This window comes from Streptomyces sp. enrichment culture (genome assembly GCF_964272855.1).
In the GTDB taxonomy this organism is placed as follows: Bacteria; Actinomycetota; Actinomycetes; order Streptomycetales; family Streptomycetaceae; genus Streptomyces.
Map to the genome: position 1 here is coordinate 2,313,483 of NZ_OZ186847.1, position 13,048 is coordinate 2,326,530.

General features: G+C 74.3%; 11 protein-coding genes. 1 reads left to right on the top strand and 10 read right to left on the bottom strand.

What is annotated here, in order from left to right:
- Positions 1 to 260: 260 nt before the first annotated feature.
- Complete coding sequence (locus ACSU6L_RS09665) at positions 261 to 2,840, bottom strand: acyltransferase domain-containing protein (RefSeq protein WP_437055520.1); 2,580 nt, start codon at positions 2,838 to 2,840, stop codon at positions 261 to 263.
- 187 nt (positions 2,841 to 3,027) lie between these two features.
- Here ACSU6L_RS09665 and ACSU6L_RS09670 point away from each other — a divergent pair, with 187 nt between their 5' ends.
- Positions 3,028 to 3,978: a quinone oxidoreductase family protein gene (locus ACSU6L_RS09670; RefSeq protein ID WP_437055522.1), complete on the top strand. Its 951-nt coding sequence runs from the start codon at positions 3,028 to 3,030 to the stop codon at positions 3,976 to 3,978.
- 22 nt (positions 3,979 to 4,000) lie between these two features.
- Here the strand turns inward: ACSU6L_RS09670 and ACSU6L_RS09675 are convergent, their stop codons facing one another.
- The 9 genes from ACSU6L_RS09675 to ACSU6L_RS09715 form a co-directional block, all read right to left on the bottom strand.
- Positions 4,001 to 4,963, bottom strand: coding sequence for an alpha/beta hydrolase (locus tag ACSU6L_RS09675; RefSeq protein WP_437055524.1), 963 nt, complete (start codon positions 4,961 to 4,963; stop codon positions 4,001 to 4,003).
- Positions 4,963 to 5,667, bottom strand: a complete 705-nt coding sequence (gene fabG, locus ACSU6L_RS09680; RefSeq protein WP_073939442.1) for a 3-oxoacyl-ACP reductase FabG — start codon at positions 5,665 to 5,667, stop codon at positions 4,963 to 4,965. The genes ACSU6L_RS09675 and fabG overlap by 1 nt, the downstream gene beginning before the upstream one ends.
- 37 nt (positions 5,668 to 5,704) lie before the next feature.
- Positions 5,705 to 6,940, bottom strand: a complete 1,236-nt coding sequence (locus tag ACSU6L_RS09685; protein WP_437055527.1) for a beta-ketoacyl-[acyl-carrier-protein] synthase family protein — start codon at positions 6,938 to 6,940, stop codon at positions 5,705 to 5,707.
- The gene (locus tag ACSU6L_RS09690) at positions 6,937 to 7,179 is read right to left on the bottom strand and encodes an acyl carrier protein (RefSeq protein ID WP_073939443.1); all 243 of its coding nucleotides are present in this window, start codon (positions 7,177 to 7,179) and stop codon (positions 6,937 to 6,939) included. The genes ACSU6L_RS09685 and ACSU6L_RS09690 overlap by 4 nt, the downstream gene beginning before the upstream one ends.
- Before the next feature lie 81 nt (positions 7,180 to 7,260).
- Positions 7,261 to 8,283 carry a beta-ketoacyl-ACP synthase III gene (locus ACSU6L_RS09695; RefSeq protein WP_437055529.1) on the bottom strand — a complete coding sequence of 341 codons (1,023 nt, stop codon included), beginning with the start codon at positions 8,281 to 8,283 and terminating at the stop codon, positions 7,261 to 7,263.
- Positions 8,280 to 9,884 (bottom strand): FAD-dependent monooxygenase, encoded by a 1,605-nt coding sequence (locus ACSU6L_RS09700; RefSeq protein WP_437055531.1) that lies wholly within the window; start codon positions 9,882 to 9,884, stop codon positions 8,280 to 8,282. Before ACSU6L_RS09700 ends, ACSU6L_RS09695 begins: the two co-directional genes overlap by 4 nt.
- Complete coding sequence (locus tag ACSU6L_RS09705) at positions 9,881 to 10,954, bottom strand: ketoacyl-ACP synthase III family protein (RefSeq protein ID WP_437055533.1); 1,074 nt, start codon at positions 10,952 to 10,954, stop codon at positions 9,881 to 9,883. Before ACSU6L_RS09705 ends, ACSU6L_RS09700 begins: the two co-directional genes overlap by 4 nt.
- 1 nt (position 10,955) lies before the next feature.
- Positions 10,956 to 11,639, bottom strand: a complete 684-nt coding sequence (locus tag ACSU6L_RS09710) for an HAD family hydrolase (RefSeq protein ID WP_437055535.1) — start codon at positions 11,637 to 11,639, stop codon at positions 10,956 to 10,958.
- Positions 11,636 to 12,607: an AfsA-related hotdog domain-containing protein gene (locus tag ACSU6L_RS09715; RefSeq protein ID WP_437055537.1), complete on the bottom strand. Its 972-nt coding sequence runs from the start codon at positions 12,605 to 12,607 to the stop codon at positions 11,636 to 11,638. Before ACSU6L_RS09715 ends, ACSU6L_RS09710 begins: the two co-directional genes overlap by 4 nt.
- Positions 12,608 to 13,048 lie beyond the last annotated feature (441 nt).

A 13,048-nucleotide genomic window follows, 5' to 3' on the forward strand; every position in this document is an offset into this window, starting at 1 on the left:
CGGTGCGATGGCGGGGGCCGCCCGGCGGCCCGGCCGCGCCGGTCACGGATCAAGACCCGCGGGCACGCCCCCGGATGCCGGTGGGTGCCGCGCGGGCCCGGACGGTCTCCTCGTCGAGTCCGTCGCCGTACGCGGACCGCGGGTGCTCCCCGTCGCCGGTTCGGGCACGCGGATGTGGGCGGCCCGGGTGAGGGCCGGGCCACCGCACGCCGCGTGCGTCACCCGTGCCGCCCGGTGGGGGATTCCAGGCGGCACGGGAGTCAGTGATCCGCTGCCGGGAAGGGGTAGGCGGGCAGGTCCGCGGCGGCACGGCGGGCGGCGCCGGGTTCGGCCGCCGGGCCGAAGACCGCCTCCCAGTCCGGCTGGGCGCCCCGCGTGAACAGCGTGGCGACAGCGGTGCTCAGGGTGGCCCCTTCGGGCAGTCCGGGGCGCAGGGCGTAGGCGAAGCCGCCCTCGGGCGCGGCCATCCTCGCGAACGCGCTGAGCACGGGCGACGGCCCGAGTTCGAGGAAGGACGTCACGCCCTTGCCGGCGAGCCAGCCGATGCCCTGGGCGAACCGGACGGGGCGGCGGATGTGCTCGACCCAGTAGTCGGGGTCGCCGAGTTCGTCGTCCCCGGCGCGCATGCCGGTCAGGTTGGACACGACCGGGATCCGCGGGGCGTGGTAGTCGACCTTGCTCGCGACCGTGCGGAACTCCTCGAGGATGCCCTCCATGTGGAGCGAGTGGAAGGCGTGGCTGACCCGCAGCCGGGTCGTCTTGAAGCCCTCCTCGGCCAGTGCCGCGGCGACCGCGGCGGCCGGTTCCTCGTCCCCGGAGATCACCGTGGCCGTGGCGGTGTTGACGGCGGCGATGTCGACGCGTCCGTCGCCGTGCCGTTCGAGGGCCCTGGTGACGGTCGCCTCGTCCGCGGCGACGGCGATCATGGCTCCGCCGGCGGGCGCCGACTGCATCAGCCGGGCCCGTGCCGCGACCAGGTCGCAGGCGTCGTCGAGGGAGAACACGCCGGCGACGTGGGCGGCGACGAGTTCGCCGAGCGAGTGGCCGATCAGCTGGCTCGGCGTCAGTCCCCAGTCGGTGACGAGCCGGAACAGCGCCACTTCGAGGGCGAACAGCGCGGGCTGCGCGTACAGGGTGAGGTTGAGCAGGTCGGACTGCTCGGTTCCCTGCTCCGCGAACATCACGTCCAGCAGCGGCTGGTCGAGATGGCGGTCGAAGCGCTCGGCGATCTCCTCCAGCGCGGCGGCGAACACGGGGTACTCGGCGTGGAGTTCGCGTCCCATGCCGGGGCGCTGGCTGCCCTGTCCGGTGAACAGGAAGGCCGTCGGCTCGTCGGCGGCCCGGGCCGGCGGCACCACGTTGACCGCGAAGCCGTCGTCGGCGATCGCCTCCATTCCGGCCAGCACCTCCGAGCGGTCCGCGGCGACCAGCGCGGCCCGGTGGGCCAGCGGACTGCGGCCCGCCGCGAGGGCGTACGCGGCGGCGCCCAGGTCCAGGTCCGGGTGTTCGGTGACGTACGTCCTGAGCCGGTCGGCCTGCCGCAGCAGGGTGGGAGCGTCGTGCGCGGACAGCACCCAGGGCAGGGCGCCGGGGGCCGTGGCGGGTTTGCCGGACACCGAGGAGGCGGGCCGGTCCGCGCGGTCGGCTTCCTGCCGCCGCAGGATCCGCAGGGGTTCCTCGGCCCAGGTGTCCGGGGCGGCCGCCGCCATCGCCAGGTCGCACTCGCCGCGCCGCAGGGCACGGTGTGCGGCGGCGAGCGCGGCACGTCCGGGCGAGGTGCCCGCGTCCGGCGCGCCGACGGGTCCCTGCCAGCCGTAGGTGGCGGACAGGCGGGCGGCCGAGCGGCCCGCGCCGCCGGGCCGGCCGTCGTCGCCGTCGCCCGTCTCGGGGGTGAGGGAGCGCTCGACGAAGACGCCGACCTGCCGGCCGCGGGTGGAGGCCGGCGGGATCATGACCCGTTCGAGCAGCTGCCAGGCCGTGGTGGCGAGGACGCTGTCGCGGCCGGACACCGGTGTGCCGGGGCCCAGGGTGAAGGCGGCGGCGTCGAACGGCATCGGGACGGCCCGCCGGGTGCCGAAGCCGCGGAACGGGCTGGCCTCCAGGCTCTGGACGCGCGCCGGGGGCGGCACGGTGGCCGGGGCCGCGGTGTAGGGCGTGAGCACCGTGCGCAGCAGTTCCAGGAACTCGGCGCGGTTCTCGCGGACGAAGAAGTGTCCGCCGTCCACCTGGTGCAGCCGGTAGGTGGCCGTCGTGCGGTCCGCCCAGCCGGCCATGTGGTCGCGGGGCACCAGCCAGTCCTCGGTGCCCGAGAACACGTGGATGGGGCAGGGGATCCGCGAGCCCGGCTCGTCGCGGTGCGTCCGCCACAGGAGCAGGTCCTCGCGCAGCGACGCGGTGACGGAGTCGACCCAGTCGGGGTAGGCCAGCACCTCGCGGGGCATTCCGCTGATCTCCAGCATGAACTCGATGAGGCTGTCCTCGTCGAGCTCCAGGGAGTCGAGGGTGTGGGCCACGTCCGGCGCCGGGAACGCCCCGACGAACAGGGCCTCGGGGGCGCGCAGGCCGCGGGCGGCGCGGCGCCGCACCAGCTCGTAGCCGACGAGGCCGCCGAAGCTGTGCCCGTACACCAGGTGCGGGCCGTTCAGCAGGGGCGTGAGGCTCTCTTCGAGCCGGTCGACGAGTTCGTTCAGGTCTTTGACCCGTTGGTCCCCGCCGCGTCCGGGAAGAGTGACCGGCACGACCTCCACATCGTCGGCGAGCCGGTGCTGCCACCCGGAGAACAGGGAAGCGTCGCCCCCTGCGTGATGGAAGCAGACGAGTCGCATCGGAACCCGGTCCATGCCCAATCCTTCCTCGCGCTGTGACGCCTGCGTTCACTCTTTCGGAGCGTTCTAAAGGTCTGTACAAGGCGCGGCCAGGGCCCTGTGTTTCAATTGCATCGAACACTCGGGGGGTCTTCGACTGAAGGGGAGCACTATGCGCGCGGTCGGCTTCAGGAGGCCCGGTGGACCCGAGGTTCTGCAGGTCGTGGACGTACCCGTGCCGGTGCCGGGGCCCGGCCAGGTCCTGGTCGAAGTCGCCTACGCGGGCGTGAATTTCGCCGAGATCTACCGTCGGCGCGGCTGGGCGGCCGCGGCCGGCGACGCGGCCGTGGTGCCGGGGCTCGAGGTGTCGGGACACGTGGCCGCGTGCGGCGAAGGCGTCGGCGGTCTGGCCGTCGGCGACCCGGTGGCCGCCCTCACCCATGAGCAGACGGGCGCCAGCGGCGGTTACGCCCAGTACGCGGTCGCGCCGCAGGAGCTGGTGTACCCGTTGCGCACCGAGCGCGGCGAGGTGGACCTGCTGACGGCGGCCGCGCTCCCCTGCACCGTCACCACCGCCTACGGCCTGCTGGCGGCCGGCCGTCTCACCGCGGGCGAGGACGTGCTGATCCACGCCGCGCTGGGCAGCGTGGGCAGTACGACGGCCGGCATCGCGCGGCTGCTCGGCGCCCGCCGGGTGCTGGGGACCGTCGGGTCGCCGGCCAAGCTGGCCAGAGCCGAGGCCGCCCTCTACGACGAGCTGTACCTGCGGGACGACGTGCGCGGCTGGGCCGAACCGAGCGCCCCGGAGCACGGCGTCGACCTGGTCCTCGACTCGGTCTCGGGCCCCACCACCACGGCGAGCATCGGCGCCCTGCGCGCCCTGGGCCGGGTGGTCGTCTACGGCAACCCGGGCAACCACGCCGACGCCCCGGTCTCCACGCACGCGCTCTGGCTCTCGTCCAAGGCCGTGATCGGCTACAACATGGGCGAGATCGCGGTACAGGCTCCGCGCGTCCTGCGCGAACAGGCCCTGCGCGCCGCCGAACTGATGGCCTCGCGGCGGCTCGCCGTCGACGTCGGCGAGATCATGCCGCTGGAGTGCGCCCGGGAGGCCCACCGCCTGCTGGAGAGCGGAACCAGCGTGGGAAAGCTGGTCCTGCGCGTGGCGGACTGAGCCTCCCGGCCCACCGGACGGGTCAGGCCCGCGGCCGGGTGCCGTCCGGGCCGTGCAGCAGCCGGCCCGTCGCCAGGCCGAAGGCGCGGTTGGCCGCCGCGGCGGCCTCGCTGACCCGGTCCATGTAGAAGAAGCCGTGCATGAGTCCCTCACCGCGGGACAGGGTCACCGGCACGCCGGCGTCCCGCATGCGGTCCGCGAGGGCCGTCGCCTCGTCGTGCAGCACGTCGAACTCCGCCAGCTGGAAGACGGCGGGCGGCAGGCCCTCGACGTGCTGGGCGCGCGCCGGGGTCGCCTCCACGGGCGGATCGGCCAGCCGGTCCCCCAGGTACTGCGACCAGAACCAGCGGGCGTTGGTCCGCGTGAGGGCGTACCCCTGCGCGTACCGCCGGTACGACGGTGTGTCGAAGTCGGCGCCCAGGGACGGGGTGACGACAGCGAGGGCCCGCAGCCGGCCGGGGTGCGTGCGCGCGACGCGAAGGGCGGCGCCGACGGCCAGCGCGCCGCCCGAGCTGTGCCCGCCCACGCCGACCCGCGCGGGGTCGGCCCCCAGTTCGGCCGCGTGCTCCAGTGCCCAGGTCAGGGCGGTGGCGGCGTCGTCGTTGGGCAGCGGGTACGGGTGCTCGGGCGCCGACCGGCACTCGACGGCGAGCACCGCGACGTCCGCGGTGCCGGCGATCCGGCGTACCGGGGTGTCCTCCACCTCCAGGGAGTTCGCCACGAACCCGCCGCCCACCATGAAGACCAGCAGCGGCAGCGCGGTCTCGGGACGCGGGTGGTACAGCCGGGCCCGGATCGCCGGGGCGCCGCCGTCGGGGCCGGGCACACTGACGTCCTTGACCTCCGCGACCTCCGGGCCCTCGCCCGCGACCTCCATCCAGCCGTCGACGGCCGTACGCACCTCGGCCACCGTGAAGTCGTGGAAGTCGACCTCGCCCTCGGGTGCCGAGTCGAGGAACGCGCGCATCTCCTCGTGCAGCGCCATCAGTGCCCCATTCCGAGTCCGCCGCTCACCGGCAGGACCGCGCCCGTGATGTACCGCGCCGACTCGTCCGCCAGGAACCGCACGGCGGCGGCGACCTCCTCGACCGTGCCGGGCCGGCCCAGCGGCGTGGACGCCATCAGCTCGGCCCGTCGCTCCTCGGTGATCGTGGCGGCCATGTCCGTCTCGATGACGCCGGGCGCGATCACGTTCGCGGTGATGCCGCGCGGCCCCAGTTCCCGGGCCAGCGAGCGCGCCAGGCCGATCAGGCCGGTCTTGGACGCGGTGTAGTTGGCCTGTCCGGGCGCGCCCGTCATGCCGACCGCGGAGGAGATGAACACCATCGTCCCGCGGCCCTGTCCGAGCATGCCGAGGGCGGCTCGCCGGGCGACCCGGAAGGAGCCCGCCAGGTTGGTCTCCAGCACCGACAGGAAGTCGTCGTCCGTCAGCGTGAGGGACAACCCGTCGCGGGTGATGCCCGCGTTGGCGACCAGCACCTCGACGGCGCCCTGCTGGGCCTCGACCGCCGTGAAGGCCTCCTCGACGGAACCGGCGTCCGTCACGTCGCAGCGCACCGCGAACAGGTCCCCCTCCGGGGGCTCGGAGCGATAGGTCACGGCCACCTTGTCCCCCGCGTCGGCGAAGGCGCGCGCCACGGCCAGGCCGATCCCTCTGTTCCCACCTGTCACCAGAACCGAACGACTCACTGCTTCCCTCTCCGTGTTCCTGCTCGGTGCCGCACGGTCAGCCACGGCCCATGATCAGCACGCCGTTCTGCCCGCCGAACCCGAACGAGTTGCTGGCGGCGACCTCCAGGGGCGCCTGCCGCGGCTCCTTCGCCACGACGTCCACCTCGATCTGCTGGTCCTGGCTGTCCAGGTTGGCGGTCGGCGGTACCACGCCGTGCTCCAGCGCGAGCACGGTGTACGCCGCCTCGATGGCGCCGGCCGCGCCGAGCGCGTGTCCGGTCACGCCCTTGGTGGAGGTGACCAGCGGCCGCTCGCCCAGCACCCGGCGCAGCACGCGCGCCTCCGTCACGTCGTTGAGCGGGGTCGACGAGCCGTGCGCGTTGACATGGTCGATGTCACCGCCGCCGACCCCGGCGTCGGCGAGGGCGGCGCGCAGCGCACGCTCGACTCCCTCGCCCTCCGGGTGCGGCGCCGACGGGTGGTGGGCGTCGGCGGAGGCGCCGTAGCCGAGGACCTTGGCCCGTACCCGGGCCCGGCGTGCGGTGGCGTCCTCCAGCCGCTCCAGCACCAGCACACCGGCGGCCTCGGCCACCACCATGCCGTCGCGCGCGGCGTCGAACGGGCGGGACGCCGCGGCCGGTTCGCCGGTCCGCCGGGACAGCGCGCCCATCTGGGCGAGGCCCGCCATGGTCATCGTGGTGATCGGGGCGTCCGCGCCGCCGGCGATGACGATGTCGCACGCCCCGGAGGCGAGCAGCTGGCGGGCGGTGCCGACGGCGGTCGGGCCGGAGGCGCACGCGGTCGCCGTGACCAGGTTCGGGCCCTTGGCACCGAGTTCGATCGCGACGTACGCCGCGATCATGTTGACAGGGGCCATCACCCACACGAGCGGTGAGATCCAGGCCGCGCCCTCCTCCAGCATCTTGCGGTGCTCGGCCTCCAGGCTGGCCATGCCGCCCATGGAGGTGCCCAGGACGACGCCGACGCGGGCGCCGTCCCAGGTCTCGGGGTCGAGTCCGGCGTCGCTCACCGCTTCGCGTGCCGCGACCAGGGCGAGCTGGGTGACCCGGTCGAGCTTCCACAGCTTGCTCGGCTCGAAGTGCGCCTCGGGGTCGTAGGCGCCGGCCCGGCAGGAGATGTCCACCGGGAGTCCCTCGAGCTGGGGGTCCTTGGCCGCGGTGGACTCTCCGGAGAGCACCCGCTCCCAGTTCTGCCCGACCCCGAGCCCGGCCGGGGACACCAGTCCCAGGCCGGTGACGGCGATCTCCTGACGGGAGGTCGGGGCGCTCACTTGACCGCCGCCCCCTTGGACTCGATCAGCTCGACGATCTCGGTGAGCGTGTGGGCGGAGGTGATCTCACCCGGCGCGAGCGGCACGCCCAGCGTCTTCTGCAGGGTCAGGGTGAGCTCGACGGTGACGAGCGAGTCGATGCCCAGGTCGTTCAGGCTGCCGCCGGCGGCGATCCGGGGGGTGGGGACGCCGTAACGGCTCGCCAGGATGCCGGTGATCTCTTCGGTGACCTTGCTCATGTCAGCAACTCCTCAGTCGGCTGTGCTCGGTGGATGGTCGGGTGTGGTGCGGCGGCGGTGCCGGCGCGGTGGGGGGGACGGTCAGGGCGCCGCGGGGGCCAGTCCGGGCCATTCGAAGGCGCCGGCACCCCAGGTGGCCCCGCCGCCGTAGGCCGTGACCAGGACCCGGTCGCCCTTGGTCAGCTGCCCGGAGTCCACCGCGTCGGCGAGGGCGAGCGGGATGGAGGCGGCGGCGGTGTTGCCGACCCGGTCGATGTTGGCCACCAGGCGCTCCCGGGGCAGGTCGAGCTGTTCGGCGACGGCGTGCAGGATCCGCAGGTTGGCCTGGTGGCCGACGACGGCGTCCAGGTCGGCCACGTCCCAGCCGACCCGGTCGAGCACGGCGCGGGAGGAGCCCGCCATCTTCAGCACGGCCTCCATGAAGACCTCGCGGCCGCTCATGCTGAAGTACCGGTCCTCGTCCGGCACGTCGGCGCCGTGCAGCGGCCGGGCGGAGCCTCCGGCGCGGACCGTGATCAGGTCCGCCCGGGTGCCGTCGCTGCCCAGGCGCATGTCGAGCAGGGCACCGGGTTCGCCGCGCTCCCCGGCGCGCAGCAGTACGGCCCCGGCGCCGTCGCCGAAGACGGCGAGGGTGGTGCGGTCCTGCGGGTCGAGGATGGTGGAGAAGGTGTCGGCGGCCACCACCAGGACCTGTTCGGCGAGCCCCGACGCGATGTGTCCCTCGGCCGCGGCGAGCGCGTAGAGGAAGCCGGTGCAGACCGCGTTGACGTCGTAGGCGGGGATGCCGCCCAGTCCGAGCCGGGCCGCCACGTCGGGCGCGGTGGCCGGGCACGGCCGGTCGGGTGTGGTGGTGGCGAGGATCAGCAGGTCGGCGCCGGCCGGCTGGCCGCTGGTCAGGGCCGCCGACTCCAGGGCGCGCCGGCCCGCCTGCACCGCGAGGTCGCCGGTGGCCGTGCCGGGGTCGACGACGTGGCGCTGCCGGATGCCCGTGCGGGTCCGGATCCACTCGTCGGACGTGTCGAGGCGGCGGGCGAGATCGTCGTTGGTCACCACACGCGGGGGCAGCGTGGCCCCCACGCCGGCGAGCACGGCTGCTCGGGTCATCGGGCGCCTCCTGTCGGTGTCGTGTCGTGCGCGTGGACTTGTTCTCCCTGCCGGGCGGCGGGCCGCACGCCCAGCGTGTACAGGGCCTGGGCGACCGCCTCCGGGTCGTCGGGGGGTACGGCGGCTGCCAGGTGGCCGTCCGGGCGGACCACCACGGCCAGCGGCCGGCCGCCGAGGGCGGCGCGCAGCCGCCGGCGCACCACGGCGTCGGGTTCGGCGACCTGGGCCAGTCCGGCCAGTTCCTTGTGCAGGCGTTCCTTGACGCGCTGCCAGTCGCCGCCCGAGCCGGCGCGGCCGGGCCAGAGCAGGACGCTGGGCTCGTCACGGGCGAGGACGCGGCGGCCGTTGACCGGTGCGAGCGGCAGCGGCACGCGCTCCCCGGGCCGGATGCCGGGCGCCAGGGACGGTCCGGAGGCCGGGCTGTCGTAGCTGACTCCGAGCTGGCTCACCAGCGGGGTGATCCGGCGGCGGAGCAGTCCGGAGCGGTGGGCGAGGTGGAAGAGGCCGTCCCGCAGCAGGATGCGCTTCGGGGTGCGGGCCATGCCCCACTTGGTCTGTGCGGTGGTGGTGCGGGCGACGTGGTGGGCGGCGGCCCGGCGTTCGCTGTCGTAGTGGTCGAGGACGACGTCGCGCAGGCTGCCGTCGACGACTCCGGCGAGGCGCCAGGCGAGGTTGACGGCGTCCTGGATGCCGGTGTTCATGCCCTGGCCGCCGGCGGGGCTGGTGATGTGCGCGGCGTCGCCGGCCAGCAGGCAGCGGCCGGCCCGGAAGGTGGCGGCGATCCGGCAGCGGGCGCGGAAGACGGCGCTCCACCGCAGTTCGCCCACGACGGCGTGTCCGGGGGCGCGCTCGTCGACGGCCTGCTGGAAGACCTCCCGGCCGGGCGGGGCCGCGCCGGGTTCCTGGTGCGGCACGGTGATCGCCAGCCGCCACAGGCCCTCACCGAAGGGTCCGAGGGCGAGGCCGCCGTCCGGTGAGTAGCAGTAGTACGTCATGTCGTCGTCCGGCGCGCCGTCGACGGGCGCGTCGGCGACCGCGAAGCTGACGTCGACGACGTCGCCCTCGAAGTCCACGCCGAGCAGTTCCCGGGTGGTGCTGTGGGCGCCGTCCGCGCCGACGAGCCAGTCGCTGCGGATGTGGTGGGTGGTGCCGTCGGCGTCCTCGAGGGTGCTGAGCACCGTGCCGTCGGACGCCGTCCGGTCGAGGCCGGTGAGGCGCAGCCCGGACTCGATGGTGCCGCCCAGTTCGGCGAATCGTTCCCGCAGTACCTCCTCGACGGTGTTCTGCGAGATGACGAGGGCGAAGGGGTAGCGGGTCGGCATCCCGTCCATGGGGACGTCGCCGATGCGGCGGCCCTGGGAGAAGTAGCCGACGCCGGACACCGGGTGGCCGCGGCCGACCAGCCGCCGGGTCAGGTCGATCCGGTCGAGCAGTTCCATGATCCTCGGCCACAGCACATTGGCCCGGGAGTGCCGGGTGAAGCGCCGCTCGGCGTCCACCAGGCGCACCCGCACACCGCGTTGCAGCAGTTCGCAGCCGGTCACCAGGCCGACGGGCCCGCCACCGACGATCAGCACGTCGCAGTCCGCGCGGTCACTCATCGCTTGTCCTCCTTCGCTTCGTCCGCCGGCCGGGCGCGCTCGGCCGCGAGACGCGTGACCACCACACCGGAGTAGGCGAAGCCGGCGCCCGCGTTGAGCACCAGGCCGCTCTGCCCGGGACTCAGCCGCCCGACGAGGTCGGCGACTCCCGCCAGGGCGTCGCCGGGGCCCAGATGTCCGGTGAGGTGTCCCGTCGACACCGTCGGTGCCGCCGTCACCTCGGCGATCGCCGGCACCCAGGCGTGCCGGAGCGTCTTGCCGCCGAGGCGCGGCAGCACCACGCAGGCCAGTTCGTCCGCATCGGGTGCGATGCCTGCGTCGGCCAGGCAGTCCCGCACGACCGCCTGGACCTTCTCGCGGGTGGTCTTGGTGAAGACATCGAGGCCGTACCGGGTGAGATACGACTTCTTCGCGCGGCGGACGTCCACCCGCTGGTCGGGCCACAACGGGGCGGGACCGAAGGGAAGTTCGCCGCGGTGCATCAGCTCCAGCTCGGGAGCGGAGTGGGTGACGACGGCGCGCAGCCGGAACAGGTCGCGCTCCGGGTCCAGCGGGCCGACCAGCGCGGCCGTGGCGCTGTCGCCGTAAACCAGCGCGTAGTCGGCGGTCCACCGGTCGAAGGCGGGCGGCGCGAACCGGTCCGCGGTGGTCACCAGCACCCGGTCCACCGCGGGGTCCGCGGCGATCCGGGTCGCGGCGACCTCCAGCGCGGCGACGGCACCGTTGCACACCTGCTGGACGCCGATGGGCTGGACCTGGTCGGCGCCGAGCGCGGCGGCCAGGTAGTGCGGGGCGGACCAGATGTCGTGCCCCTGGTGGTACATCCAGGAGTGGACCAGCAGACCGAGTCCGGCCGGCGGCCATCCGGCGTCGGCGAGGACGGTGCGGGCCGCGCGCAGCGCCATCTCGGGAGCCGCCTCGTGCGTGGCCACCGGCACCTCCTCGTAGCCGAGGTCGTCGATGTCGCCCGCGTCGAGCCGGCCGTCCGCGACGGCCTGCCGGGCGGTCTCGCGGCCCGCGGGGAAGTACGCCTCCACCGCGGCGATGCCCAGTTCCGTGGCGAGCCGCATCTCAGACTCCCGTGACGGCCGGGGCCAGCCGCGGTTCGAGCCACTGGATGGCCTGGCCGGCGTCCGTGAAGTGGACGGCCTGCCAGCCCGCGGCGCGGGCGCCGTCGCAGTTCTTCTCCAGGTCGTCGACCAGCACGCACTGCGCGGGGTCGACGCCCGCCCGCTCGGCGGCCAGCGCGAAGATGGCCGGCTCCGGCTTGCGGCAGCCCACCTCGAAGGACATCACCAGGTCGTCGAAGAGGCCGTCCGGCGGGACCATGCGGCGCCAGTGGGTGTCCCAGGCGGGCGGCATGTTGGACAGCAGGCCGACGAAGACGCCGCGGCCGTGCGCGGCCCGCAGCCAGCGCTCCCAGACCGGGTTGCCGCTGCGGCCCTCGAACCAGCGGTCGGCGAACCCGGACAGGTCGGTGTGGACGCCGTACTCCGCCGCGAGCACCTCCTGGACCTCGACGACCCAGGCGTCCTCGGTGATGAGCGGCGTGTCCAGCGGGCCCATCGCGTCGGTGCCGTAGCGCTCGCCGACGCGCCGCATGGCGCCCTGGAACTGCTCGGGGGTCATGCCGTGCCGGGCGCAGAACACCGCGGTGTCGTCGGCCACCGGCGGGGTGAGCACCCCGCCGAAGTCCGTCCAGACGGCGGAGATGGTGCCCAGCGAGGGGCTGGTGGCCGTGCTGCCGTACGTCATGCGGTCCTCCTGGCGGCCTCGACGGGCGCGTACGTGATGCCGATGCGGGCGATGGTCTGGTCGTGCTGCCGTACCTCGACCGGCACCGTCCGGTCGGGGCCCGGCGCCGTGGGCTCCGCCCGCAGCAGGACGGGGGCGTCGAGCTCGGCGAACCGGGTGAAGGTGCCGGTGAACCCGGTCAGGGCGAGTCCGGCGGCGGCCGCCCGGGTGGCCCGGGCGTGCAGGGCGAAGCACAGCTGACGGGCCGCGTCGGTGAGGGTCAGCGCGGTGAAGTGGTCGTTGGCGTGGACGAAGAGCGTGGGGTGGCGCAGGGACACGGCGAGCCGCGCCCGGTCCCACGCCGGTTCCCCGGCGAGATCGGCGATGAGCACGTTCTCGGCACGTCCGCGGCCGACGGCGGCGGCCTGCGCGGGCGACTCGGCGGGCGGGTCCGGCAGGTCGCTCGACCGGGGCGGCGGGGCGCCCCGCTGGAGGGTCCGCAGGGCCTGGTACTCCTCCGGGCCGGCGTACACGACTCCGATGACCACCTCGCCGATGTCCTCGCCGCGGGCGGAGAGGGCCATGCGCCAGCGCAGCGAACGGACGGCGTCGGCGCGGTGCACGACGTCGTCCGCGCCGATCCGCAGCGTCAGCTCGGCGTCGCCGTCGGCGAGGACGCCCCACGCGGTGGCGTGGGCGCGGACGTCCCAGTCGGTGACGAGGAACGCCGCGTCGAGCGGCACGCCGAGGGCGGCGTGGGCGAGGTAGCTCCCCGCCTGCCGGCAGGCCTCCAGGAGGAGCAGCGGATCGGCGTGGGAGGGCGCGTCCGGAAGGTCGTTGTAGTACGGGTGCCGGCTGGGCAGCCGGGCCGTTCCCACGAACTCGTACTCTCCGGTCTGCTCGGCGCCGGCCAGGAAGATCTCCGTCTCGGCACTTCGGTGCACCAGCGTTCCGATGTCGGCTGCTGCGAGCACCTTCCCTGCGGTCATCTGAACTGCCCCCTCGCGGACCGGCTATGGACAACGCACTCGCACAGCGACCACCGGGGTCGTTGTCAGCGCGGTGAACTCATGCTTGCAGTCGGCGTGCAAGGGGCACTCAAGCCGCGAACAAGGCGGCCCGGCGCCGCCGTGAGCACGGGCGCGGACCCGGGTTCCGCGTCTCCGGACGCGCCGCCGGGACGCAAGGATCCGGCCATACGGGCCGCCACTGGCCCTCCCCCGGGTGTCACCGGGGCGAGCGGGCGCACAGGTCGCGGAACGGCGGAATCCGCGGCTGGTGTCGCCCGGGGGCCGTCGACGCGGTGAACACCGGAAACAATCCGTTCACACCCGGCGATGAGTTCCGGCCAAAAATCGGCAGTTCGGTGTAACGATACAAACGACCGAGTTGCCGCCGCCCGGCCAACGCGATTGACAAAGTCATATGAA

Coding starts and splice junctions, on each gene's coding strand:
- ACSU6L_RS09665 (WP_437055520.1), bottom strand. CDS start 2,840: ATGGACCGGGTTCCGATGCGACTCGTCTGCTTCCATCACGCAGGGGGC.
- ACSU6L_RS09675 (WP_437055524.1), bottom strand. CDS start 4,963: ATGGCGCTGCACGAGGAGATGCGCGCGTTCCTCGACTCGGCACCCGAG.
- ACSU6L_RS09690 (WP_073939443.1), bottom strand. CDS start 7,179: ATGAGCAAGGTCACCGAAGAGATCACCGGCATCCTGGCGAGCCGTTAC.
- ACSU6L_RS09695 (WP_437055529.1), bottom strand. CDS start 8,283: ATGACCCGAGCAGCCGTGCTCGCCGGCGTGGGGGCCACGCTGCCCCCG.
- ACSU6L_RS09700 (WP_437055531.1), bottom strand. CDS start 9,884: ATGAGTGACCGCGCGGACTGCGACGTGCTGATCGTCGGTGGCGGGCCC.
- ACSU6L_RS09705 (WP_437055533.1), bottom strand. CDS start 10,954: ATGCGGCTCGCCACGGAACTGGGCATCGCCGCGGTGGAGGCGTACTTC.
- ACSU6L_RS09710 (WP_437055535.1), bottom strand. CDS start 11,639: ATGACGTACGGCAGCACGGCCACCAGCCCCTCGCTGGGCACCATCTCC.
- ACSU6L_RS09715 (WP_437055537.1), bottom strand. CDS start 12,607: ATGACCGCAGGGAAGGTGCTCGCAGCAGCCGACATCGGAACGCTGGTG.